At 44.3% G+C, this 21247-nt stretch carries 25 protein-coding genes and 1 tRNA gene; 16 read left to right on the forward strand and 10 right to left on the reverse strand.

Annotated elements, in window-relative coordinates; translation table 11 throughout:
• Nucleotides 1-3: 3 nt before the first annotated feature.
• The 4 genes from CLV31_RS14915 (at nucleotide 4) to CLV31_RS14930 (ending at nucleotide 4131) form a co-directional block, all read left to right on the forward strand.
• Nucleotides 4-1317, forward strand: coding sequence for a Gfo/Idh/MocA family oxidoreductase (locus CLV31_RS14915; RefSeq protein ID WP_111393706.1), 1314 nt, complete (start codon nucleotides 4-6; stop codon nucleotides 1315-1317).
• A gap of 3 nt (nucleotides 1318-1320) precedes the next feature.
• On the forward strand, nucleotides 1321-2235 hold the full coding sequence (locus CLV31_RS14920) for a hydroxypyruvate isomerase family protein (RefSeq protein WP_111393707.1): 915 nt from the start codon (nucleotides 1321-1323) through the stop codon (nucleotides 2233-2235).
• Entirely contained in the window at nucleotides 2232-3236 is a 1005-nt protein-coding gene (locus CLV31_RS14925) for a YCF48-related protein (RefSeq protein WP_111393708.1), read from the forward strand. Before CLV31_RS14920 ends, CLV31_RS14925 begins: the two co-directional genes overlap by 4 nt.
• 160 nt (nucleotides 3237-3396) lie before the next feature.
• The gene (locus CLV31_RS14930) at nucleotides 3397-4131 is read left to right on the forward strand and encodes a 1-(5-phosphoribosyl)-5-[(5-phosphoribosylamino)methylideneamino]imidazole-4-carboxamide isomerase (protein ID WP_111393709.1); all 735 of its coding nucleotides are present in this window, start codon (nucleotides 3397-3399) and stop codon (nucleotides 4129-4131) included.
• Nucleotides 4132-4181: 50 nt separating this feature from the next.
• On the opposite strand, the gene CLV31_RS14935 is transcribed toward CLV31_RS14930, so the two are convergent.
• Nucleotides 4182-4532 (reverse strand): hypothetical protein, encoded by a 351-nt coding sequence (locus tag CLV31_RS14935; RefSeq protein ID WP_111393710.1) that lies wholly within the window; start codon nucleotides 4530-4532, stop codon nucleotides 4182-4184.
• A gap of 74 nt (nucleotides 4533-4606) precedes the next feature.
• On the opposite strand from CLV31_RS14935, the gene CLV31_RS14940 reads away from it, so the two are divergent.
• Entirely contained in the window at nucleotides 4607-4945 is a 339-nt protein-coding gene (locus CLV31_RS14940; RefSeq protein ID WP_111393799.1) for a tRNA-binding protein, read from the forward strand.
• On the opposite strand, the gene CLV31_RS14945 is transcribed toward CLV31_RS14940, so the two are convergent.
• The gene (locus tag CLV31_RS14945; protein ID WP_111393800.1) at nucleotides 4939-5265 is read right to left on the reverse strand and encodes a Rieske (2Fe-2S) protein; all 327 of its coding nucleotides are present in this window, start codon (nucleotides 5263-5265) and stop codon (nucleotides 4939-4941) included. The genes CLV31_RS14940 and CLV31_RS14945 overlap by 7 nt on opposite strands.
• Nucleotides 5266-5486: 221 nt before the next feature.
• Here CLV31_RS14945 and CLV31_RS14950 point away from each other — a divergent pair, with 221 nt between their 5' ends.
• Complete coding sequence (locus CLV31_RS14950; protein WP_111393801.1) at nucleotides 5487-6230, forward strand: hypothetical protein; 744 nt, start codon at nucleotides 5487-5489, stop codon at nucleotides 6228-6230.
• A gap of 56 nt (nucleotides 6231-6286) precedes the next feature.
• Here CLV31_RS14950 and CLV31_RS14955 read toward each other — a convergent pair whose 3' ends face one another.
• The 3 genes from CLV31_RS14955 to CLV31_RS14965 are packed head-to-tail and all read right to left on the reverse strand — an operon-like array spanning nucleotide 6287 to nucleotide 9136.
• A complete protein-coding gene (locus CLV31_RS14955) occupies nucleotides 6287-7432 on the reverse strand; it encodes a cysteine desulfurase family protein (RefSeq protein WP_111393711.1) in 1146 nt (381 codons plus the stop codon).
• A gap of 26 nt (nucleotides 7433-7458) precedes the next feature.
• A complete protein-coding gene (gene glmM, locus CLV31_RS14960; RefSeq protein WP_111393712.1) occupies nucleotides 7459-8853 on the reverse strand; it encodes a phosphoglucosamine mutase in 1395 nt (464 codons plus the stop codon).
• A gap of 52 nt (nucleotides 8854-8905) precedes the next feature.
• Nucleotides 8906-9136: a hypothetical protein gene (locus CLV31_RS14965; RefSeq protein ID WP_111393713.1), complete on the reverse strand. Its 231-nt coding sequence runs from the start codon at nucleotides 9134-9136 to the stop codon at nucleotides 8906-8908.
• Between the two features lie 72 nt (nucleotides 9137-9208).
• Between CLV31_RS14965 and mazG the strand changes: the two genes are divergently transcribed.
• The 4 genes from mazG (at nucleotide 9209) to fumC (ending at nucleotide 12489) form a co-directional block, all read left to right on the forward strand.
• On the forward strand, nucleotides 9209-10009 hold the full coding sequence (mazG, locus tag CLV31_RS14970; protein ID WP_111393714.1) for a nucleoside triphosphate pyrophosphohydrolase: 801 nt from the start codon (nucleotides 9209-9211) through the stop codon (nucleotides 10007-10009).
• A gap of 123 nt (nucleotides 10010-10132) precedes the next feature.
• Nucleotides 10133-10513, forward strand: a complete 381-nt coding sequence (locus CLV31_RS14975) for a RidA family protein (protein WP_111393715.1) — start codon at nucleotides 10133-10135, stop codon at nucleotides 10511-10513.
• A 6-nt stretch (nucleotides 10514-10519) separates the two neighbouring features.
• Entirely contained in the window at nucleotides 10520-11011 is a 492-nt protein-coding gene (locus CLV31_RS14980) for a hypothetical protein (protein WP_111393716.1), read from the forward strand.
• A gap of 77 nt (nucleotides 11012-11088) precedes the next feature.
• The gene (gene fumC / locus CLV31_RS14985) at nucleotides 11089-12489 is read left to right on the forward strand and encodes a class II fumarate hydratase (protein WP_111393717.1); all 1401 of its coding nucleotides are present in this window, start codon (nucleotides 11089-11091) and stop codon (nucleotides 12487-12489) included.
• Between the two features lie 77 nt (nucleotides 12490-12566).
• On the opposite strand, the gene CLV31_RS14990 is transcribed toward fumC, so the two are convergent.
• Nucleotides 12567-14477, reverse strand: coding sequence for a glycoside hydrolase family 127 protein (locus CLV31_RS14990; protein ID WP_111393718.1), 1911 nt, complete (start codon nucleotides 14475-14477; stop codon nucleotides 12567-12569).
• A gap of 116 nt (nucleotides 14478-14593) precedes the next feature.
• Between CLV31_RS14990 and CLV31_RS14995 the strand changes: the two genes are divergently transcribed.
• Nucleotides 14594-15424 (forward strand): SGNH/GDSL hydrolase family protein, encoded by an 831-nt coding sequence (locus CLV31_RS14995; protein ID WP_111393719.1) that lies wholly within the window; start codon nucleotides 14594-14596, stop codon nucleotides 15422-15424.
• Between the two features lie 217 nt (nucleotides 15425-15641).
• On the opposite strand, the gene CLV31_RS15000 is transcribed toward CLV31_RS14995, so the two are convergent.
• Nucleotides 15642-15716 (reverse strand) — tRNA-Arg (locus CLV31_RS15000).
• A 204-nt stretch (nucleotides 15717-15920) separates the two neighbouring features.
• On the opposite strand from CLV31_RS15000, the gene CLV31_RS15005 reads away from it, so the two are divergent.
• The 5 genes from CLV31_RS15005 (at nucleotide 15921) to CLV31_RS15025 (ending at nucleotide 18536) form a co-directional block, all read left to right on the forward strand.
• Nucleotides 15921-16469, forward strand: a complete 549-nt coding sequence (locus CLV31_RS15005) for a 30S ribosomal protein S16 (RefSeq protein ID WP_111393720.1) — start codon at nucleotides 15921-15923, stop codon at nucleotides 16467-16469.
• Nucleotides 16470-16483: 14 nt separating this feature from the next.
• Nucleotides 16484-17014 carry a ribosome maturation factor RimM gene (gene rimM / locus CLV31_RS15010; protein ID WP_111393721.1) on the forward strand — a complete coding sequence of 177 codons (531 nt, stop codon included), beginning with the start codon at nucleotides 16484-16486 and terminating at the stop codon, nucleotides 17012-17014.
• A gap of 3 nt (nucleotides 17015-17017) precedes the next feature.
• Nucleotides 17018-17707: a tRNA (guanosine(37)-N1)-methyltransferase TrmD gene (gene trmD / locus CLV31_RS15015; protein WP_111393722.1), complete on the forward strand. Its 690-nt coding sequence runs from the start codon at nucleotides 17018-17020 to the stop codon at nucleotides 17705-17707.
• Nucleotides 17708-17785: 78 nt separating this feature from the next.
• Nucleotides 17786-18151 carry a 50S ribosomal protein L19 gene (rplS, locus tag CLV31_RS15020; protein ID WP_111393723.1) on the forward strand — a complete coding sequence of 122 codons (366 nt, stop codon included), beginning with the start codon at nucleotides 17786-17788 and terminating at the stop codon, nucleotides 18149-18151.
• Between the two features lie 82 nt (nucleotides 18152-18233).
• On the forward strand, nucleotides 18234-18536 hold the full coding sequence (locus CLV31_RS15025) for a hypothetical protein (RefSeq protein ID WP_111393724.1): 303 nt from the start codon (nucleotides 18234-18236) through the stop codon (nucleotides 18534-18536).
• 87 nt (nucleotides 18537-18623) lie between these two features.
• Here CLV31_RS15025 and CLV31_RS15030 read toward each other — a convergent pair whose 3' ends face one another.
• The 3 genes from CLV31_RS15030 to CLV31_RS15040 form a co-directional block, all read right to left on the reverse strand.
• Complete coding sequence (locus CLV31_RS15030; protein WP_111393725.1) at nucleotides 18624-19169, reverse strand: hypothetical protein; 546 nt, start codon at nucleotides 19167-19169, stop codon at nucleotides 18624-18626.
• Between the two features lie 74 nt (nucleotides 19170-19243).
• The gene (locus CLV31_RS15035) at nucleotides 19244-19660 is read right to left on the reverse strand and encodes a hypothetical protein (RefSeq protein ID WP_111393726.1); all 417 of its coding nucleotides are present in this window, start codon (nucleotides 19658-19660) and stop codon (nucleotides 19244-19246) included.
• Nucleotides 19648-21018: a hypothetical protein gene (locus CLV31_RS15040; RefSeq protein ID WP_146250906.1), complete on the reverse strand. Its 1371-nt coding sequence runs from the start codon at nucleotides 21016-21018 to the stop codon at nucleotides 19648-19650. The genes CLV31_RS15035 and CLV31_RS15040 overlap by 13 nt, the downstream gene beginning before the upstream one ends.
• Between the last annotated feature and the right edge of the window lie 229 nt (nucleotides 21019-21247).

Genomic DNA, 21247 nt, shown 5'->3' on the forward strand with positions numbered 1-21247 from the left:
ACTATGAGCAATCAAAACTCACGCAGAGACTTCCTCAAGACTTCTGCCTTGGTGACCGGCGGCATGCTGGCTCCCTCTTTTTTGGTGCCTGGTGCACACGCAGCTCCAGACAATCAGATCAAACTTGCCGTCATCGGCTGCGGAGGCCGAGGAACAGGAGCTGTTTTCCAAGCTTTTGAGACAGGACATCCGATCAGGCTGGTAGCGATGGCTGATGCTTTTCAGGATCGATTGGACTCCAGCTACAAAGCGATTTTTGATAAATATGGAAAAGACAAAGTCGATGTGCCGGCTGAAAAGCGCTTTGTAGGATTTGACGGGTATAAAAAAGCAATTGCCGAGGCAGATGTTGTCATCTTGGCAGCACCTCCGGGTTTCCGTCCTTCTCATTTTGAGGAAGCGGTGAATCAGGGGAAGCAGATTTTTGCAGAAAAGCCTATGGCAACCGATGCGGCGGGTATCCGTAAGGTATTGGCTGCTGCTGAAATTGCCAAAGCCAAAAAACTAAATGTGGTAGTGGGCCTTCAGCGTCATTATCAGCAAAATTACCGCGAAGTCATGAAGCGAATTCACGATGGAGCACTGGGAGATATCGTAGGCGGTCAGGTATACTGGAATGACGGCGGGGTATGGGTCCGCGAGCGAAAGCCTGAGCAGACAGAGATGGAATACCAAATGAGAAACTGGTATTACTTCAACTGGCTATGCGGAGACCATATCGTAGAGCAACACGTTCATAACATTGACATTGCCAACTGGGCAAAAAATGGCTATCCCGTGAAAGCCGAAGGGACTGGCGGTCGTCAGATTCGTACCGGAAAAGATCACGGTGAGATTTTTGATCACCATGTGCTGACACTTACCTATGCGGATGGTTCAGTGATACACTCTGAATGTCGCCACTTTCCGGGTGCAGCCAACCGCGTCGATGAGACTTTCCAAGGGACTAAAGGAAAAGTATTTCTAAGTGCAGGAAATCACGGTGTGATGACCGACTGGAAAGGAAATTCAATCTATACTCACAATCGGGAGAACAATCCGAATCCTTATCAAGTCGAGCACGATGAACTTTGGGCAGCTATCGTGAAGGGTGAATACAAATATGCCGATGCAGAAAATGCCGCCAAATCCACCCTGACTGCAATCATGGGACGATATGCTACCTATTCTGGAAAGATTGTTACTTGGGAGGAGGCGCTCAATGGTACGGTAGATCTATTCCCTGAGAAACTGGCTTGGGATGCGATGCCAAAACTGCTTCCAAATGCTGACGGCTTCTACCCACATGCAGTTCCCGGCAAAACCAAAGTCATCTAACCCATGGAAAGAAGAGGATTTATCAAGAGGATAGGCCTGGGCAGTGCCCTGGCAGGATTCACAGGAGGTATGGCCCTACCGTCTTTTGCCAACGAGGGGATGGAGGCCGCTCCATTCAAAATGGACTTTGCTCCACACTTTGGGATGTTTAAAAATCATGCTCCGGGTGGATTGGTAGACGAACTGAAGTTTATGGCAGACCAAGGATTCCGCTCATTGGAAGACAATGGTATGCTGAGACGATCTGTAGCCGATCAGGAATTGATCGGAAAGACGTTAAGTGATCTAGGAATGCGGATGGGAGTCTTTGTGATCGATGGAGGAGACAACTGGAAAGTATCACTGACCACAGGAAAGCAAGAATTTCTTGATGTATTTCTCAAAACCTGCCGCGAATCAGTAGAGGTTGCCAAACGAGTTGGAGCTAAATGGATGACTGTGGTACCGGGTTATTTTGAGCGTAATTTACCTATGGGAGTGCAGACTGGAAATGTGATTGAGGCGCTGAAACGCGGGGCAGAGATTTTTGAGCCGCATGGATTAACGATGGTATTAGAGCCATTGAGTGACAATCCGGATCTTTTCCTTCGTCACGCAGATCAGACCTATATGATATGCAAAGCTGTGGGAAGTCCGTCATGCAAGATTCTCTATGATATCTATCACATGCAGCGAAATGAGGGCAATCTCATTGCCACCATGGAGAAGACTTGGAGCGAAATCGCCTATATCCAAATCGGAGACAATCCCGGGCGAAAAGAACCCGGAACCGGTGAGATAAACTATTCCAATGTCTTCAAATACATCCATAACAAGGGATTCACCGGGGTGATGGGGATGGAGCATGGCAATGCACTTCCGGGAAAGGAAGGTGAATTGGCCCTCATCGAAGCTTACCGCAAAGTGGATATTATATGAGAAACTGGATTTTCCTGATCGGATTTTGGCTAGGTATGCAGACGTCTTTTGCCCAAAATCCAGACTGGCAAGAAATTCAAACACCTGTGAAAGCCTCCTTAAGGGGGCTTTCACCCGTTTCAGACCGAGTGTGTTGGGCTAGTGGAAGTGAGGGTACTTGGCTCAAAACGATCGATGGAGGCAAATCCTGGACACATGGAGTTATTGACGGATTGGATACGGTGGATTTTCGATCCATTCATGCCTTTGATGACCAAGTGGCCGTGGCGGCATCAGCCGGCCAACCGGCTGTGATTTATCTGACGGATAATGGAGGGACTACCTGGAAAAAGGTGCATCAGGAAGGAAAACAAGCTTTTTTTGATGCCATTGCCTTTGTGGATCGGAAAAGAGGATATGTATTGGGAGATCCGGTGGACGGAAAATGGATGATTTTGGAGACTCTCGATGGAGGCAAATCCTGGAAGTCTTTGGCTTTTCTGCCGGAGGCAGTGGATGGAGAAGCCGCATTTGCTGCGGGCTCTTCCTCTCTGATTTCCAAGAGCGATGAGTTGATTTTAGGTACTGGAGGCAGTGTTTCCAACCTTCACTTTTACTCATTTTCAAAAGCAAAATGGGCAAAAGTGCCGGCTACATCCATGATACAGGGCGAGCCTTCCCAAGGCATTTTTGCATTGACTGAGTCAAAGGAAGGACTTGTTTTGGTAGGTGGAGACTATCTCAACCCCAAGGTTTCGGAGGGGAATCTGCTGAAGTATTCAAAGGGTCAATTTTCCAAGCCTGATGCGACAACAGATGGGTATCGTTCGGGGGTGGCGTTTCTGAAAGATCAAAATCTTTTGGTCGCAGTAGGACCGGAGAGTTCAGATTTTTCAAAGGACGGGGGACGGACTTGGCATCAATTTTCAAAAGCAGGTTTTCATGCTGTGAAGTGCGGTTTGGATCAAAAAAGTCTCTGGGCTTCAGGATCTCAGGGCAGAATCGGGCGATTGATGGAATGAGCAATTTTAGACTCAGTTTTTTGATTACATGATATTTTTTTGAGCTCCTTTATAAAAAAAATGAAATGATTCCGGGCAACTCGCTTTATTAAAACCCCATCTGTAGTATATTTAGAAACAGAATATCTTAGAAATACCCCAATCCCAACTAAAAGTCGCTATGTTTGAAATCATTCCTTCCATCTGGCTGATCAACGGAAAGTGCGTCCGTCTCAAGCGTGGAGATTTTGCTACCGAAGAGGTAATTTCTTCCAATCCTTTGGAAATAGCGCAAGCTTTTGAAGGTATAGGGATTAAGAGATTACACTTGGTAGACCTTGATGGTGCCAGAAGGGGAGAGCCTAAAAATTACCATATTTTAGAAGCCATATCGGGCTATACAGATTTAAAAGTGGATTTTACAGGAGGAGTCTCTACCGATGGGGACGTGATCAAGTGCTTCGAGTTTGGAGCAAAGACGGTCACGATTGCCTCAGCGGCCGCTAATTACCCGGAGAGGTTTGCTCAATTTATTCTTTCCTATGGTAGGGAAAAGATCAATCTTGCTGCGGATACTAATCCTTCAGATCACAAGATTAAAATCAGGGGATGGCTCAAAAAAACAGAAATTGATTTGTTCGACCATATTGAGTTTTTTTATGAAAGAGGGCTAAAATACCTTAAGTGCTCGGATGTCACCCGGGATGGGGTGATGGAAGGTCCAAATTTTGCCCTTTATCAAGAAGTCAGGGATCGATTCCCAAGTATCAGTTTGGCCGCTTCAGGAGGTGTCAGAGGGATCGATGATTTTAAACGACTTCGGGAAATGGGTTTACATGCAGCGGTTTTTGGAAGAGCATACTATGAAGGAAAAATCAGCCTTCACGATCTCGAGAAGTTTATCAATAATGCATAAAAGCAAAAAAGGAGGCTACAGCCTCCTTTTCTATTTATGATAATTTCATCTCAGTCTTGCTTAAACCGATCCACGATGTAAAGAAAGATATTAAATGACAAAGTGGAAGGGGATTCGTTTTTGCGAAGTTCTTTTTCTTGCATCATTCCTCCGGCAGGAAGATCTCTTTTTACCGTATTGATTCCATTGGTTGGTTTTACGTTAGTCGTCTTTCCAGCAGTATTCAAGAATGGTGAAGTCGCCTCATTGACTGAGGGCTGGTCTTCAATCACCGGTTTATCAGTCACTCTTGGGCTATTTTCTTCTTGCGCCAAAACATCAGCTGAGAAAAGAGTCAATCCTCCTATTGCTACGCAGAGCAAAGAGGTTTTTTTAAACGGAAATCCTGAGAATTTCACCATGACTTGTGGAAGGGAGTTGTTCTGTTAACTTAGGGTTTTACAAAATGTTCCTAAAAATAGTAAAAATTGTGGCTATGCAAACGATTGACATAGAAGATTTCAACAAAATTGATCTTAGGATAGGTACCGTTATCAAGGCTGAAATATTCGCAAAGGCAAAGAAACCGGCATATCAGGTTTGGGTTGATTTGGGCCCTGTCTTGGGCGTGAAAAAATCTTCTGCTCAGATCACCGATCATTATTCTCTGGAAGACCTGATTGGCAGACAAGTGATCTGCGTTTGCAATTTCAAACCTCGGCAAATTGCCGATTTTATGTCTGAAATTTTGGTTACGGGATTTTCTTCTGACACCGGAGGGATTGTTTTGGCGACTAGTGAGCGCCCAGTTCCCAATGGGCAGAAGCTTCATTGAGGGATTTGTATGGTCAATCCTTCCTCATGCAGGTGGACTGGGTATACTGGCAGATCGCTGCAATATCCGGATCTGACCTGCCCGGTTTTCAAGTCAAACCGGTATTGATGCAGGGGACAGATGATCTCTGACAATCCGTTGATATTGGCTTGGAGAAGGTCCGCTCCTCTATGGGGACATTGGGAATCAAAAGCATAAAACAGTTCTCCCATTCTCAAAATACCAATGGGTTTTTCTCCCAGGATCACCTTTTTTACTTTTCGTTCTGGCAGCAATTCAAAAATTTCTTGTTTGCTGCTTCCCAAGCGGTATTCTTTCATCTGTTTATAATTTGATTTTTTAAGGTCAGATAGCCTGTCCCGATCTTTCATCGGGAGAATGCCCCGGATAATCATTCCCCTGTGTGAGAAGCATTTTCTCATGGGCATTTCATGGATATCTCCCATTTGTCAAGTCAAATAACCAACAGGAAATCTGAAGGTTGGTTTTTTATGGAATGTTTCTCAATTTCAACTATTCCAAACAATTTATCCGTAATTCTATGAAAAAATACCTTTTGTTGCCTTTTGTCCTGTTTGCCTTTTGGGCCAATGGACAAAGCTTGGACGGAGCATGGAAACTGATCAGCCAAAACGGGAAAGCGTTGACTGATCAAGAGTACATCAAGATTTATCAGGATGATTATTTTGCATTCGGAGTAAAGAATGTTTCTGATAACGCATTTATTGGCGCGGGTGGGGGGCCATTCAAATTTGAGGATGGAAAATATTCCGAAACCTTGGATTTTTTCACGTTAAACCCCCTACAAGTAGGCACCACCACACCTTTTAAAATTGAACTAAAGGGGAATAAACTCACCCTCTCCGCCAATACCAATGATGGGATGTTGGTGGAAACTTGGGAGAAAATCTCAGACTCAAAAGATGACTTGACCCGAAACTGGGTGATCACCGGTCGAAAGCAAAATGATCAGATATCCCGATCTACACCGGGTGCCCGAAGAACTATCAAAATCCTGAGCGGAGGAAGATTCCAATGGGTGGCGTTTAATTCTGAGACAAAGGAATTTTCAGGTACCGGAGGCGGAACCTACACTGCCAAGGATGGAAAATACGTAGAGACGATTACCTTTTTCTCCAGAGACAATTCCAGAGTTGGGGCTAGCCTTAGTTTTGATTTCAAGGTGATCGATGGTGAGTGGCACCACAGTGGACTCAGTTCGCAGGGACAGCCAATCTATGAAATTTGGACGCCGTATGCGATTGGCTACAAGCCGGTCAAGTGATTCAATAGAAAAAGGCAGAAACAAAAAAAGGAGTCAATTTGACTCCTTTTTTGATGTTATGCTTCGACTGCGTAGAGTTCTTTGAGTTTACTTACCGTGTAATCGACCTCGGACAAGGTGTTGAATCGGCTAAAAGAAAAACGAACCGAATCCCGTTCCGGATTGTGGTTCAGGGCTCTAAGTACATGAGATCCTACGGTGGCACCCGAGCTGCAGGCAGATCCTCCTGAAGCAGAGATCCCCTCCAAATCCAGATTAAACAGTAACATGCCACGGTTAGACTCAGAAGGAGGCAGGCTCACGTTCAATACGGTGTAAAGGCTCTTTTCCTGATCAGCAGACAAGCCGTTGAATTCAACTCCCGGGATTTCTGCTTTGAGCAGTTCAATAAAGTGCTGTTTGACTTTTTCAATATGTGCCTTATGCCCTGCCATATCCTCGTAGGCCAACTCCAAAGCCTTGGCGATTCCGATGATTCCGATCACATTTTCAGTTCCTCCTCTCATATTCCGCTCCTGAGCTCCTCCATGAATGAAGGGATGTATTTTTTTCTCTTTTCTTACAAACAGAAATCCCGAACCTTTTGGCCCATGAAATTTATGACCTCCTGCTACGATCGCGTCTACCGGAAGATTTTTGAGATCATGGATATAGTGCCCCATGGTCTGTACTGTGTCGGAATGAAAAAATGCACCATATTCTTTTGCCAATCCCCCGATTCGCTCCAAATCATTCAGATTTCCGATCTCATTGTTGGCATGCATCAGGGATACCATGCTTCCGGGATTGGATTTAAGGAGGCCTTCGAGCTGGGCATAGTCGATTTCTCCTTGCTCATTTACCTTCAAAAGGCTGAGTTTTACAGTCCCTTTCTTGGCCAAAACCTCCAAGGTATGAAGCACCGCGTGGTGCTCAATCGGGGAAGAAATCACATGGGAGATGCCATGACTTTCGATCCCACACACCAGAGCAGTATTGTCAGCTTCTGTACCTCCGGAAGTAAAAAAGATTTCTGAAGGGCTGGCACTGAGCAGCTCTGCCACTTTCTTTCTTGATTTCTCAATGGCAGTTCTCACTTCTCGCCCGTGGCTATGGACCGAGGAGGGATTGCCAAAATGAGACTTCATAAATGGCAGCATGGCTTCGATCACACGATCGTCCATGGCTGTAGTTGCTGCATTGTCAAAATAAACTTTTGTCATATTTGGGTGCTGGGTCAGGTTCAAGATCAAATCAGGGAAGCACTGACAACTTCCTTGATGTCCTGCATGATTTTCTTAGCCAAATGCTCAGCCGTAGCTTCTGAATCTGACTCAGAATAGATTCTGATGATGGGTTCAGTATTTGATTTTCTCAAATGCACCCATTCTTTCTCAAATTCGATTTTTACACCGTCAATATCATTGATCGGGTGTTTTTTATACTTGTTTTTGATCTCCAGGAGAATTTTGTCCACATCGATTTCCGGTGTGAGCTCAATCTTGTTTTTGGATATGTAGTAGTTGGGATAAGTTGCTCTCAACATGGAAATGGACTTTCCAAACTTGGCCAAATGAGTCAAGAACAAGCCGATACCCACGAGTGCGTCTCGACCATAGTGGGAGGCTGGATAAATAATCCCTCCATTACCTTCGCCACCGATGACTGCATTTACGGCTTTCATCTGATTGACCACATTGACTTCACCTACTGCCGCGGCCGTGTATTTTCCACCTCTTTTTTCTGTTACATCTCTCAGTGCACGGGTGGAGGAAAGGTTGGATACTGTGTTGCCCGGAGTTTTTGAAAGTACATAGTCTGCGACGGATACCAGGGTATATTCTTCACCGAACATAGACCCGTCCTCATTGACCAAGGCCAATCGATCTACGTCCGGATCGACTACGATTCCCAAGTCGTAATTTCCCTTCTCCAGCTTCTTGGAGATTTCGCGAAGGTTTTCAGGAAGTGGTTCCGGATTATGGGGAAAATGACCGTCAGGTGTACAAAACATTTCTTCAATATGCTCCACACCCAAGGCTCGAAGAAGTTTTGGTACCGCTATGCCTCCGGTAGAATTGACCGCGTCAACCACGATTTTGAAATTCCTGGCTTTGATGGCTTCCACATCGACCAATTCCAAATCCAAGACATGCTGGATATGACGATCAAGGTAATCATCTATGCGGGTGTATTTTCCAAGTTTCTTCACATCGGCAAAAGAGAAATCCTCTTTTTCGGCTTTTTCCAAAATAGATTTACCTTCTTCATCGGAGATAAATTCACCAACGGAGTTGAGCAGCTTGAGAGCATTCCACTGAATCGGATTATGGCTCGCAGTAAGAATGATTCCTCCTCCGGCCTTTTCTAATGGCACAGCAAACTCCACAGTTGGTGTGGTACTTAAGCCCAAATCGATCACATGGATGCCCATCCCTTGCAAAGTGGCAGCTACCAATCGGGAAATCATATCTCCCGAAAGCCGGGCATCTCTTCCGATAACTACTTTGGGGTTGCCGGTTTTCTCAATGACCCATGCGCCATAGGCAGAAGAAAATTTGACCACATCGATCGGGGTAAGACCTTCACCGGCTTTACCGCCGATGGTTCCCCGAATTCCGGAAATAGATTTGATAAGCGACACGTACAGTTGGTTTAATAAATTTGGAAAAAATGAAAACTTTTGGTCAGGTCTATTATTTGAATTTTGCCAAGACCTTGTCTACTTCATTGTCGGGATTACCACAGCTGCTGTTGGCATCTACAGTTTTGCCACAGTAGCCGCAAGTGGTTCCTTCTTTGTTCAGAAATGGACTCTGGGAGGCACAAGTGCCTTTGAATTCACCGTTTTTGAGAAATATGAGCCTGACGGACATCAGTATAAAGAACAATGCCACAAAGCCAAGGGTAATTACTACAGTTGCCATAACGGATAAATTTGCGCAAATTTAAAGCTTTACTTCGAAAACGCTCACTATTCCAGCTTAGTTTCCCAAGACATGTCAAATTTGAGTTCCAGGGCCGAGCAATTGGCTGCATTTGATCGATTGTTAACCATTATGGATGAGCTTCGGGCTCAATGTCCTTGGGATAAAAAGCAAACTACCGAGAGTCTGAGGCACTTAACCATTGAGGAAACCTTTGAGCTTTCGGATGCTATTTTGGAGGGAGATCCGGAGGAAATTAAAAAAGAACTCGGGGATATTTTGCTCCATATCGTCTTTTATGCCAAGATCGGTTCGGAAGAAGGCAATTTCGATATGGCTACCTTGACCCACTCCCTTTGCGAAAAACTCATCCGACGCCATCCCCATATCTATGGAGATACGATTGCTCAAGATGAAGAAACCGTCAAGCAAAATTGGGAAAAGATCAAGCTTCAGGAGAAAGGTAACGTATCCGTGCTTGGTGGAGTCCCCAAATCCCTTCCTGCCGTGATCAAAGCGATGAGGATTCAGGAAAAAGCGCGTGGCGTAGGATTTGACTGGGAAGAAAAACATCAGGTCTGGGAAAAAGTGGAGGAGGAGATGCAGGAATTCAAGGAAGAATTCAATGCTGCAGACGAAAAAGAAATCGATAAAGAAAAGGCAACTGCCGAATTTGGAGATTTGCTTTTTTCTTTGATCAATTATGCCCGATTCATTGACATCAATCCTGAAGAAGCCCTGGAGCGGACGAATCTTAAATTCATCAAGCGATTTCAATACCTGGAAAATGCAGCACGCCAAGCAGGTAAAAATCTCAGCGACATGACCCTTGCGGAAATGGATGTGTACTGGAATGAAGCGAAGAAGCAGTAGAAAGTCCTTAAAAATTCAGAAGCATGAAGTCAGAAGGTTGAAATTTCGGATTTCTGATATCGGATTTCGATCTGTTTACCAATAAATCAATAAACTAATCTCCCAATAACTCAATTACCCATTATGTCCAAACAACTAATTCTCACCGCTGAAGCGCCTGCACCTATCGGACCGTATTCTCAGGCTGTGTTGGCTGGAAATACACTTTATGTATCTGGTCAGATTGCTTTGGACCCAGAGACCGGTGAGCTGATCAATGAGAATATCACGGAGGAAACCCATGCAGTCATGAAAAACATGGAGGCCATCCTGCGTGCTGCCGGCTTTGGCTTTTCGGATGTGGTTAAGTGTACGATCTTTATCCGTGATATGGGGCAGTTTGCTACGATCAATGAAGCCTATGGCCAGTATTTTAAATCAAATCCTCCGGCCCGTGAAACAGTTGAGGTAAGTAAGCTTCCCAAAAATGTAAATGTGGAGATTTCCTGCATCGCCGTTAAATAAATTCCTTTGAACCTCATTCCGCACCATACCGAAACCTTGGTCAGTCCTCTCTCCAAAGAAGAGGTTTTGGGGCATTTGATGCGGGTGACTCGGGAAGTGAATTTTCTGGACTCCCGAACCTATCAAAATGATCAGATCAAGTTTAACGGAATGGTGGGGAGAGAGGGATTTCGCATCTCGAGGGCCATCAAAAAAGGAGAAACATTCCTTCCTTTGCTGATCGGGAAACTGGAGAATACCCCAAGGGGAAGTATTATTTTTTTAGAATACAGGCTTTTCCCTTCGGCCTTGTTCTTCCTGATATTTTGGAGCATCGTTTTGCTTGCCTTTTCTGCCTTCTACCTTTTTTTTCTGCCCAATCTCAGTTATAGCCTGATTTGCCTTTTGTTGGCCATCGGAAATTATGGGTTGGGATTGTTGTTTTTTAACCGGCAATACAGACTTTCACGGGAGGTTTTTCATCAATTGATCAATTTCCAGCTGAAGGACAAGGATTAAAGGGCTATTGCCTAGGCAGAAAAAATCACAGCCCTTAACTTTGCGACCGAAAAATTAAACACCTATTCCCAAATACCATGTCAATCCGAATTGAAAAAGACACGATGGGCCCTGTAGAGGTGCCTGCAGACAAATACTGGGGTGCTCAAACCCAACGATCCATCAACAATTTCAAAATCGGCGGGGAGAAAAACCGGATGCCGATCGAGATTATCCGCGCTTTTGCCATTTTGAAAAAAGCTGCTGCATTGACCAATGCAGAGTTGGGCGTGTTGGCTCAGGACAAAGCGGAAATCATCGGAAAAGTATGTGATGAAATTCTCGCTGGTCAGCATGATGATCAGTTTCCTTTGGTGATTTGGCAGACGGGTTCAGGGACTCAGTCCAATATGAACGCCAACGAAGTGATTGCCTACCGCGCTCATGTGCTTTTGGGAGGATCATTGGAAGATGCCAAGAAGAAAATTCATCCCAATGACGATGTAAACAAGTCTCAGTCCTCCAACGATACTTATCCTACGGCCATGCACGTGGCGGCCTATCAAATGGTAGTGGAGACAACCATACCGGGTGTTCAAAAATTGAGAAATACCCTTGCTGAGAAAGCGGAAGCCTTTAAAAATGTAGTGAAAATCGGACGCACTCACTTCATGGATGCGACTCCGCTGACACTTGGCCAAGAATTTAGCGGATATGTGGCTCAGTTGGACCATGGGTTGAGAGCTCTAAAAAATACCCTAGCTCACCTTTCCGAACTTGCCTTGGGCGGTACGGCCGTAGGAACAGGCTTGAATACTCCTCAAGGGTATTCCGAGTTGGTAGCTCAAAAGATCGCCCAACTTTCCGGTCATCCTTTTGTCACTGCTCCAAACAAATTTGAAGCATTGGCAGCTCACGACGGGATGGTAGAAGCGCATGGGGCATTGAAGCAAATAGCGGTTGCCTTGATGAAAATCGCTAATGACATCCGGATGCTTTCCTCAGGACCTCGCTCCGGTATCGGTGAAATCCTGATTCCTGAAAACGAACCGGGATCCTCCATCATGCCTGGAAAAGTAAACCCAACTCAAGTGGAAGCCATGACCATGGTGGCCGCTCAAGTGATGGGCAATGATGTAGCCATCACCATCGGTGGTTCCAATGGCCACTTTGAACTGAACGTGTTCAAGCCATTGATTGCTGCCAATTTCCTACAGTCTGCCCGATTGATCGGTGATGCCTGTGTGTCTTTCAATGACAACTGCGCCATCGGTATCGAGCCAAATACCCCGATGATTCAGCGTCACCTGGAAAATTCCCTGATGCTCGTGACAGCCCTGAATCCCTACATCGGCTATGAAAATGCCGCTGCCATCGCCAAGAAAGCGCATAAAGAAGGAACAAGCCTAAGAGAAGCTGCCATTGCTTTGGGTCTTCTGACCTCCGAGCAGTTTGACGAGTGGGTGAGACCGGAAGATATGATCGGAAGCTTGAAATAATTCTTTTGGTATCTTGATCAAAGAGAAAAGCTGGCCTGATGGTCAGCTTTTCTTGTTTTCGAGAAGAACGGTATTGTTTATTTTTTGGGAATCCAAACCATCATTTCATTTTGCCCACGATTGGCCCACGTGTAGTAAGGAATGGCTGTGACGGTTTTGGGAGTTTGTCCATCGATTGCCTGAAACTCGATGGCTTGCACATTTTCATCAAGAATCCGATAATCCTTTGTGGTGAAATTTGGATTGGAACCGAGCGCTAGCTGAAGGATTTTTCCCTCATTATCCGCTCCTTCTACACAATACACCAATGGTCCTCTCTGAATAGCGATTCTATCCGAATTGGCCAGTACTTCGGGGCGTGACTGAAGCTGGCGGATTTCCAGCGGCAACTCATAGGTGATCCGATCCCCTTTTTTCCAGGCCCTATCCAACACGGCATACCCGTTTTCCTGCCGGAAAGTGGCTTTTTCACCATTGATCAGCAGTGTAAAATTGGTCTCTTCCTTTTGGAGAAAATTGTAGAGTTTCCCCGGAACGGGATTTTCCTCGATCCATCCCGGAATTCTAATATTGACAGTAAAGCGTTTGTCAGTGGTTGGATTGACTTCAAGTTCCACTTTCCCATCCCAAGGGAAATTGGTTTTCATTTCTACTCTTACTTTTTCCCCAGAAAGATCAAATTCGGTCTGATTGGCAATGAAGAGATTTACCCAAATTCCGCTTTCATTTTTAGCATAGATATAATCCCCGACTGAGGCTACGAGTCTGGAAATATTGGACGGACAGCAGGCAGTGCCAAACCATTCCTTACGGAAATGCTGCCCGCTGGAGGCCAGAGGATTTCCGTAGAAAAACCGGTCTCCGGTGAGGCTCAAGCCGTCCAAAGCTGCATTGTATAGACTGCGTTCCAAGACATCGATGTACTGAGATTGGCCTTCGAGTAGGTTCATCCGCTGATTCCAAAATACCATCCCAACGGAGGCACAGGTTTCGCTGTAGGCATTTTCATTGGGGAGGTCATAGTCGACAGAAAAGCCCTCATTACTTCCCGAGGAACCGATTCCTCCGGTCACGTACATATTTCGATACACCACATCTTCCCAAACCGTTTTCATGGCCTTCATGTAGCCGGGGTCATTTTTGGTCGCAGCCACATCAGCTGCCCCGGTGTAGAGGTACATGGCCCGCACGGCATGTCCGGTGATTTCCTTTTGGTCTTTTACAGGTACATCATCTTGGGCATACTTTGGTCCCCATTCGGGTTTATCCCAAATAGCCCCTTTGCCATACCCGCGACCCCGCTGATCGAGAAACCAGTCAGCTAATTGGAGGTATCGATCCTCCTTGGTGACTTTATAAAGTTTTACCAAAGCCAACTCGATTTCCTCATGACCGCTCACCCACGGTTTGTTGGCTTGACGAAACTGCGTATCGATATGGTCTGCCATTTTGATAGCTACGTCCAGGAGTTGGTGCTTGCCGGTAGCTTGGAAGTAAGCCACTCCGGCTTCCATCAAGTGTCCGGCACAGTAGTCTTCATGCTTCTCCATATCCTGCCAGCGTTTGTCCAAACCCGTCAAAGAATAAAAGGTGTTGATATAGCCGTCGGGTTCTTGGGCTGAGGCGATTTTGGCGATCCATTCGTCGGCCTTTTGCTCCAAGGCTGCATCGGGGATATTTTGGAGGGAATAGGCAATAGCCTCCAGTGCTTTGTACACATCACTGTCATCGTAGTAGATGCCTTCGTGAGCTTCTCCTTGTTTTCTGCCGGCCTTCTCGAAATTTCGGATGCGACCTGTATTGATCTCGGTTTGGTAAATAGATGCGGGAAGGGCTGATTTGGCCACTTTTTCCAACTTGGGTTTCCAAAAAGAATCGGTGATTTTGATTTGGGAAAAGGAATGGGCTTCCAAGACAGTTTGCTTTTCCTGAGCTTTTGCCATAAACAGCGGGCAAAGAAAAGCAAAGAATAAAAGCGGTTTCTTCATGGCTTTTGGGTTTGCCTGAAGTTAGGGATTTCTTGCTTTTCTCACTTGTCAGGCCATGGAAAACAGGTAGTTTAGATGGTTTTACCGGTTGACCCAACTCAAAATTTCTGTCAATAATGAAGAAGGCATTTCTACTTTTAGTGTTTGTTCTTTTTTCCATGGGTTTTTCACCCAAACCTATGACTTGGGTTGCTATTGGGGACTCCATCACTTACCTCAATGATCATCCGGAGGAAACCGGGAATCGGATCTCCAAAGGCTATTTGAGTTTGGTAAAGGAAAGATTTCCCAATCTAGAAGTGGTTAATAAAGGCTATAATGGCTGGACAGCGGTACGAATTGCGGAGGAGTTTGCCGAACTGGAGATACCCAAAGCAGAGGTGTATAGCATTTTCTTGGGAACCAATGATTGGTGGAGGGGCAATCCCTTGGGCACGATCGAGGATTACAAAAATGCTTCAGGTCCAAGTACGGTAGCCGGCTCATTTCGGGAAATCATCCATCAAATCCGAAACCTTAATCCTCTGGCAAAAATCATCCTGATCACTCCGATGAAGCGGGTGGATTTTGTGTACATCAACGATTTTAAAAACAAGGCCTTAGGCTCCTATCGGGATAAAAACGGCCAAAGTCTGGAATCTTTTGCTGACCTTTTGAAGGCAATTTCCCAACTGGAAGGAATGGAACTGGCAGACCTGTACCATCAAAAAGGTATGGATCACGCAGACTTAGTAAAGTATAAGCGGCTGAAAGATTCTGGCACCGGAGAATACAAAAATTTCCATTATCCGGATTCTATCGATATTCCTTTTGATCCGGAGAAAGATGAGTATCCCTATCCGGTGGAAGCTATCGATGTGACTTACGACGGGCTCCATCCTTCAGACAAAGGATATCGGATGATTGCGGGGGAGTTGGTGCCTATTTTTAAGAGGATAATGGAATAAATTTCATCTGTTTATAATTTGATTTTTAATGGTCAGATAGCCTGTCCCGATCTCTCATCGGGAGAATGCCCTAGATAGTCATTCCCCTCCCGATCCGCCGCGGCGGACGGGACAAGTTGTGTGAGAAGCATTTTCTCATGGGCATTTCAGGTAAATGTCCCTGATCGGATTTCCCAGAAAAACGAAAAAGCCCTATACAAATCGTATAGGGCAATTATGGTAGCCTAGCTAGGAATCGAACCTAGATCTAGCGTTTAGGAAACGCTTGTTCTATCCGTTGAACTACAAGGCCATGTGTTTTGGATAAATACTTTTTCGATAAGCCAAATACCAAAGGCGGAGCTGTAATTCCAAAGAAAGTTCGCAAGATAAAGCAAATCCCAACTTTCTGGCAAATATTCCGGACACAACTTGTGGCTTTCCAATCAATTAACCTATCTTTGCACTCCAAATTTAGGATGGACGGGTTCCATCCACTCACTTAATCTAAACAATTATGTCTGTAAAAATCAGATTAGCACGTCGGGGCCGTAAAAAACAAGCCATCTATGACGTCGTTGTAGCTGATGCAAGAGCTCCACGTGATGGACGCTTCATCGAGAAACTCGGAACTTACAATCCGAACACTAACCCTGCTTCTATCAACATCAACAACGAGCGCGCTCTTACCTGGTTGTTGAACGGAGCTCAGCCTACCGATACCGTGAAAGCAATGCTTTCTTACAGAGGTGTCCTGCTGAAAAAACACCTTCAAATCGGTGTGTTGAAAGGCGCAATCACTCAGGAACAAGCTGACGCAAAATTCACTGCGTGGTTGTCTGAAAAGGATTCCAAAATCGAAGGCAAAAAAGATCAGTTGGCTACTGCTAAGGCAGATGCGCGTAAGGCGGCACTTGCTGCTGAAGCGGCTAAAAACCAAGCTCGTCTGGATGCCATCAAGGCAAGAGAAGAAGAGGCTAAGGCTGCTGCAGCCGCTGCTGAGGCTCCTGCTGTGGAAGAAGCTGCTACCGAAGCTCCTGCCGAAGGCGGAGAAGCTGAAGCTTAATTTTATTAGCATCCATGAACAAGGATCAGTGCTTTCAAATAGGCCGTATCGCCAAAGTTCATGGACTTCGTGGTGAAGTAAATGTGGTGCTGGATGTAGACTATCCGGAGGATTACGACGGATTAGAGCACCTTTTTCTTGAACAAAAAGGCCGACTCATTCCCTTCTTTTTGGAGCATTTTGTGCTTCAGCCGGGAGGAAAAGCACTGGCCAAGTTTGAGGATCTCCATAGCATCGAGCAAGTGGAAGCCCTTGTGGGTTCGGAAGTTTATCTTCCCCTCACTGAGCTTCCTGAGCTAGAAGAGGATCAATATTACTACCACGAGCTGATCGGATTTGAAGTCATCGACGAGGTGCTCGGATTGATCGGCCCTGTTCAGATCATCTACGATCTGGAGACACAGGACCTCCTCGGTGTGACCCATCAGGGTAAAGAAGTGCTGATTCCGATTCAGGATGGCATTATTACCAAGGTGGACAAGGCAGCTAAAAAAGTTTACTGCCAGCTACCCGAAGGCTTACTTGACATTTATCTGGAAGACTAACCCATGCATATCGATATCATCACGGTGGTGCCGGGATTGCTGGAAGGGCCCTTTTCCCATTCGATTCTCAAAAGAGCTGAAGAAAAAGGCCTCGCCACAGTTCGTGTGCACAACTTGAGAGATTATGCTACCGGCAAGCAAAAGCAGGTGGACGATTATGCATTTGGTGGTGGGGCCGGGATGGTCATGATGATCGAGCCTATTGCCCGATGCATCGAGGCCCTTCAGCAGGAGCGAACCTACGATGAAATCATCTACATGACGCCCGATGGAGAGACCTTTGATCAGCCTATGGCCAACACACTTTCTCTGAAACAAAACCTATTGATCCTATGCGGTCATTATAAAGGAGTGGATCAACGGGTCAGAGATAAGTTCATCACCAAGGAAATCAGCATCGGAGACTTTGTGCTCTCCGGTGGGGAATTGGCTGCTGCTGTCGTAGCAGATGCCATCATCCGATTGATTCCAGGGGTACTCAATGACGAGACCTCGGCATTGACGGACTCCTTTCAGGATAATTTACTTGCCCCGCCGGTCTATACCCGGCCGGCAGAGTATGAGGGAATGACTGTTCCCGAGGTGTTACTCTCCGGGCACGAAGCCAAGATAAGCGATTGGAGATTTGAAGCGTCGGTTCGCCGAACCAAAGAAAAACGGCCTGATCTGCTCAAGGGCACAGGTTGGGAATAGGCGAGACAAGATTTTAACAGAAGTAATTCATTTATACCGCTGCGGCGGTGCACTGCGAAAGCATAAAAACATAAAGCTATGAGCGATCTAATGAAAATTGTAGAAGCGGAATACAGCGAGGCGAGAGCCAAGTTCCCTTCTTTCAAAGCCGGTGATACCATCAACGTACACGTACGTATCAAAGAAGGTAACAAGGAGCGTATCCAGCAGTTTCAGGGAACTGTGATCCAGCGCAAAAACCCTAACACCAACGGTGAGACTTTCACTGTACGTAAAGTATCCAACGGCGTGGGTGTGGAGCGTATCTTCCCAATCATCTCTCCAGCAATCGAGCAGATCGACCTAGTGAGAGAAGGTAAAGTAAGAAGAGCGCGTTTGTTTTACCTTAGAGGACGTCAGGGTAAAGCTGCACGTATCAAAGAAAAAATCAGAGCGAAACATTAATATTTGCCTGTCTGATAAAGAAAGGAACTTCGAAAGGGGTTCCTTTTTTCATTTCTGCTAACTTGTAGAAAATCTTACTGCTATGAACTCATCCATGACTTATACCGATCCTGGCGCCATCTTGGGAAGAGCATTTCTCCGAATCGGGCAGGTGATTTTGGTGCTCTTTGCCATAGCCAGCGGTTATATGGTCTACTTGGGGTCTGAGGGATTGTTTTCAGACTGGGAAATCGAAATGGAGGAAGACTTACTTTGGTTGTTCCCTTCCCTAAGTCCTCAGGATTGGATCAGTTATTTTTTTGTAGGACTTGGGTTGAAGTGTCTGTTTTGGTTTGGGATTTTGGCTTGGCTGGAGAGAAGGATAAAATATTCTACCAGCAAGTAAAATAGCCCAAATCGATCGATGTGGGCTAATCAAGTTATTGATTCAAAGATTTTAGAAAAGAAATTTGAATTCAATCAATTGATTGTCTTAAGAAAAACCAATTATCCGCATACCTCTAATTTTCCACTTTCCGTCATTTTTTTGCAAGAAGAAATATTTTGTCGTTCCTTCTGACTCAAAGGTTTGGCTTACCAAAATAAAGGCATACAGGTTTCCATCTTTGCCTTGTTGAAAAATGGGTTGAGAAAAGCTATAAACAGTCCTTCTTAATTGGCCATAGTCTTTTGAAATTAGGGTAATGTTTTTTGGTAGATCATTTTTCTGAATTTTAGTAGATTTATAGGATTGAACTTTTTCCGAAAGTTCTGCTTTTTGAGCTTCATCAAACCAAAGATCTAATTCAAAATCTTTTCGTTCAAAGTTTACAATGTTTTCATGATTTAGCTTTTTATAGTTAGTGAATCCAAAGTCATTCCATTCTAACCTTTTATCAGAGACATACTCTACCTTTTCCTCATTACATATTAGATTAATGACCTTACATTCTTCTTCTTTTAAATTGGTTTGATTATTAGTCAAATAAATCCCCAAAAAAAGAAATAAGGTTTTAACAAGGCTTTCCTTCAGCATCATAATTACCTTTATCTTTCTAATTTAAAAAGATAGGATAAGTTAGTTTACTTGAGCTATGGATTTTTAATTTTCTCTTATTCATCTCCTCCCAAATGAATATTAACTTCCAATAATTCAAATTTTGTATTGAATAAGAATCTTTTTTGGGAACAAAAATCAATAGGTTTCAAAATAAAAATCTTTCTAGTTTTGGAATATTCTAGAAGTTTATTCCAATTGTTGGGTCCAAGTTCTGAACTGTAAAAAGAGGAAAATTTTTTAATTTCAACCAAGCTCAATGTTTTCCGAAGCAGTTGATTTTCATCGTTTAACCAATTATGGCTTAAGCTAACCGTATGGAATATAGGAATATCTTTGATAATTGCATATTTCTCTGAATTTGGGTTTAGTTTCACTTCTCTCCAATTCTTACAGTCGTCAATAATAATTATTATTGGAGAATCTGTGTTAAATACATTTAGAAATATATATAAAATCACTAGTTTCCACATGGCTTTGTTAATGTTTTTGCGATCTCTCCGTCCAAAATGAATCTATCATAAAGGGAAATTATAGGAGGATTTGTAGTTATGGATTTCATCTGATTAAAAGCAAGGGTTCCTTCTAATCCTTGCCAAAATAAGTTAATATAAAAATCAACAGAGACTCCTTTTGGATAATAGCCTTGCGCTTTTACATAGTTATTTAACTTGTTGTAATCTTCAGGGAAACTATTTTTATGAATTTCCATTAAAGTTGAACCCATAGTTAATAACAAATTTTCCGCCATATATTTATGGTGCTGGTCACTTGCCATGTTAGATGTTCCGTACAAGATATTTATCGATTTGTCAAAGTTTGATGTAAATTCCGAATCAATTATAGTTTCTCCGTTTCTTTTTAAAGCCAACAGGATTTCTGCGTGCATAAGTTCATGAAGTATTGTTCTGGCGATTAAAATATCAGGCCTATTTAAACTGGAAAATTCTGAATTGATTGTGATTTCATAAATTCCATTTTTAATTGTTGTTTGGCCATTAACTCCTTGAGTAAGTGGATTAAGTTTTATGATTGAATTCTGTGATATATCCTTGGTTTTAGTGAAATCTGCGATTTTGTTTACAAATCCTGCCATAGACAATTTATCCACAATACAGCTCAACCTTGGATCGCTTGAGATGGAAATATCTATGTAAATCGTCAGTTTTGGCAAGGGTACATCCGGCACATAATATGAATCTGTTGATCCACCTCCCCAAGGAGTATACCCATCTCCGTAGTAGTTACTTGCTGTGCCTGAGTTTAAGGTACTGGAATCCAGTCCACCTATACTACACGATTGGGAATAGGTGGTGTCAAGGCTGGTTATGGTTATGGTGCTGCCGGCTACGCTTACGTTGATCCATACCGTTTCCATGATTTTGCACCTCACGTCTTTGTTTTCAAAGCCGATCCCTACTTTCCCACTGGGTGAGGATTTTTTGAAAGTTCTACTTTTTGTGATTTGGCCTTTTTCGATTTGGAATCCTACCAGATAATGCTCGTCATAAGAAAATAGATCGATCCAACCGCTCCATTTTTCGTCAATCATCTGGTAATTGATCTCTTTGAAGTCTCGTTTGGAAGTTTCCTCATCGGGGTAATAGCGCACAATCAGGGGATCAAATCGATTCTCGGTTGGATGTTTGACAAAGAGAATGTTTTGAATCATTCGCTTGGCCAGACTTTCTTGATCTGGATCAGAAGAGGTGCTTGGCACAAATTTCTGAGTGTTTTCCAAACTGATCTCAAAGACCTCCCGTCCATCCGGGAAGTAATAGTGATGAAACTTATCCCAATCGGGTTCTTTTTCGAAGAATGGGAGAATCAATTCCTGAGATTCGGTTCGAAGGTTGGACCCCCGCTCGGGAAGTCGGAGTTTGGTTTTGTTTTCTTCAAACCAAGCTTTGACTTTGGCTACGGGAGTGCGATCTGCCAGCTCGATTTTGGGGGCCTCGGGTTCATCCACGCAGGAGGTAAGGAGGAGATTCATGGTCATGAAAAAGGCTAGAAAGGCTAAAAAACCGAATCTACTCAGGTTTTTGTAATAGGGGGGCAAA

Origin of the sequence: Algoriphagus aquaeductus, from assembly GCF_003253485.1 — a bacterium.
In the GTDB taxonomy this organism is placed as follows: Bacteria; Bacteroidota; Bacteroidia; order Cytophagales; family Cyclobacteriaceae; genus Algoriphagus; species Algoriphagus aquaeductus.

What these genes read in the sequence shown, in the direction of transcription:
- CLV31_RS14920 (WP_111393707.1), top strand. Translation starts at nt 1,321, where the DNA reads ATGGAAAGAAGAGGATTTATCAAGAGGATAGGCCTGGGCAGTGCCCTG.
- CLV31_RS14935 (WP_111393710.1), bottom strand. Translation starts at nt 4,532, where the DNA reads ATGGTGAAATTCTCAGGATTTCCGTTTAAAAAAACCTCTTTGCTCTGC.
- CLV31_RS14975 (WP_111393715.1), top strand. Translation starts at nt 10,133, where the DNA reads ATGTCCAAACAACTAATTCTCACCGCTGAAGCGCCTGCACCTATCGGA.
- rimM (WP_111393721.1), top strand. Translation starts at nt 16,484, where the DNA reads ATGAACAAGGATCAGTGCTTTCAAATAGGCCGTATCGCCAAAGTTCAT.
- CLV31_RS14965 (WP_111393713.1), bottom strand. Translation starts at nt 9,136, where the DNA reads ATGGCAACTGTAGTAATTACCCTTGGCTTTGTGGCATTGTTCTTTATA.
- CLV31_RS14990 (WP_111393718.1), bottom strand. Translation starts at nt 14,477, where the DNA reads ATGAAGAAACCGCTTTTATTCTTTGCTTTTCTTTGCCCGCTGTTTATG.
- CLV31_RS14955 (WP_111393711.1), bottom strand. Translation starts at nt 7,432, where the DNA reads ATGACAAAAGTTTATTTTGACAATGCAGCAACTACAGCCATGGACGAT.
- CLV31_RS15030 (WP_111393725.1), bottom strand. Translation starts at nt 19,169, where the DNA reads ATGATGCTGAAGGAAAGCCTTGTTAAAACCTTATTTCTTTTTTTGGGG.
- trmD (WP_111393722.1), top strand. Translation starts at nt 17,018, where the DNA reads ATGCATATCGATATCATCACGGTGGTGCCGGGATTGCTGGAAGGGCCC.
- rplS (WP_111393723.1), top strand. Translation starts at nt 17,786, where the DNA reads ATGAGCGATCTAATGAAAATTGTAGAAGCGGAATACAGCGAGGCGAGA.
- CLV31_RS14945 (WP_111393800.1), bottom strand. Translation starts at nt 5,265, where the DNA reads ATGAAAGAATACCGCTTGGGAAGCAGCAAACAAGAAATTTTTGAATTG.
- fumC (WP_111393717.1), top strand. Translation starts at nt 11,089, where the DNA reads ATGTCAATCCGAATTGAAAAAGACACGATGGGCCCTGTAGAGGTGCCT.
- CLV31_RS15025 (WP_111393724.1), top strand. Translation starts at nt 18,234, where the DNA reads ATGAACTCATCCATGACTTATACCGATCCTGGCGCCATCTTGGGAAGA.
- mazG (WP_111393714.1), top strand. Translation starts at nt 9,209, where the DNA reads ATGTCAAATTTGAGTTCCAGGGCCGAGCAATTGGCTGCATTTGATCGA.
- CLV31_RS14925 (WP_111393708.1), top strand. Translation starts at nt 2,232, where the DNA reads ATGAGAAACTGGATTTTCCTGATCGGATTTTGGCTAGGTATGCAGACG.
- CLV31_RS14995 (WP_111393719.1), top strand. Translation starts at nt 14,594, where the DNA reads ATGAAGAAGGCATTTCTACTTTTAGTGTTTGTTCTTTTTTCCATGGGT.
- CLV31_RS14950 (WP_111393801.1), top strand. Translation starts at nt 5,487, where the DNA reads ATGAAAAAATACCTTTTGTTGCCTTTTGTCCTGTTTGCCTTTTGGGCC.
- CLV31_RS15035 (WP_111393726.1), bottom strand. Translation starts at nt 19,660, where the DNA reads ATGTGGAAACTAGTGATTTTATATATATTTCTAAATGTATTTAACACA.
- CLV31_RS15005 (WP_111393720.1), top strand. Translation starts at nt 15,921, where the DNA reads ATGTCTGTAAAAATCAGATTAGCACGTCGGGGCCGTAAAAAACAAGCC.
- CLV31_RS14915 (WP_111393706.1), top strand. Translation starts at nt 4, where the DNA reads ATGAGCAATCAAAACTCACGCAGAGACTTCCTCAAGACTTCTGCCTTG.
- CLV31_RS14930 (WP_111393709.1), top strand. Translation starts at nt 3,397, where the DNA reads ATGTTTGAAATCATTCCTTCCATCTGGCTGATCAACGGAAAGTGCGTC.
- CLV31_RS14940 (WP_111393799.1), top strand. Translation starts at nt 4,607, where the DNA reads ATGCAAACGATTGACATAGAAGATTTCAACAAAATTGATCTTAGGATA.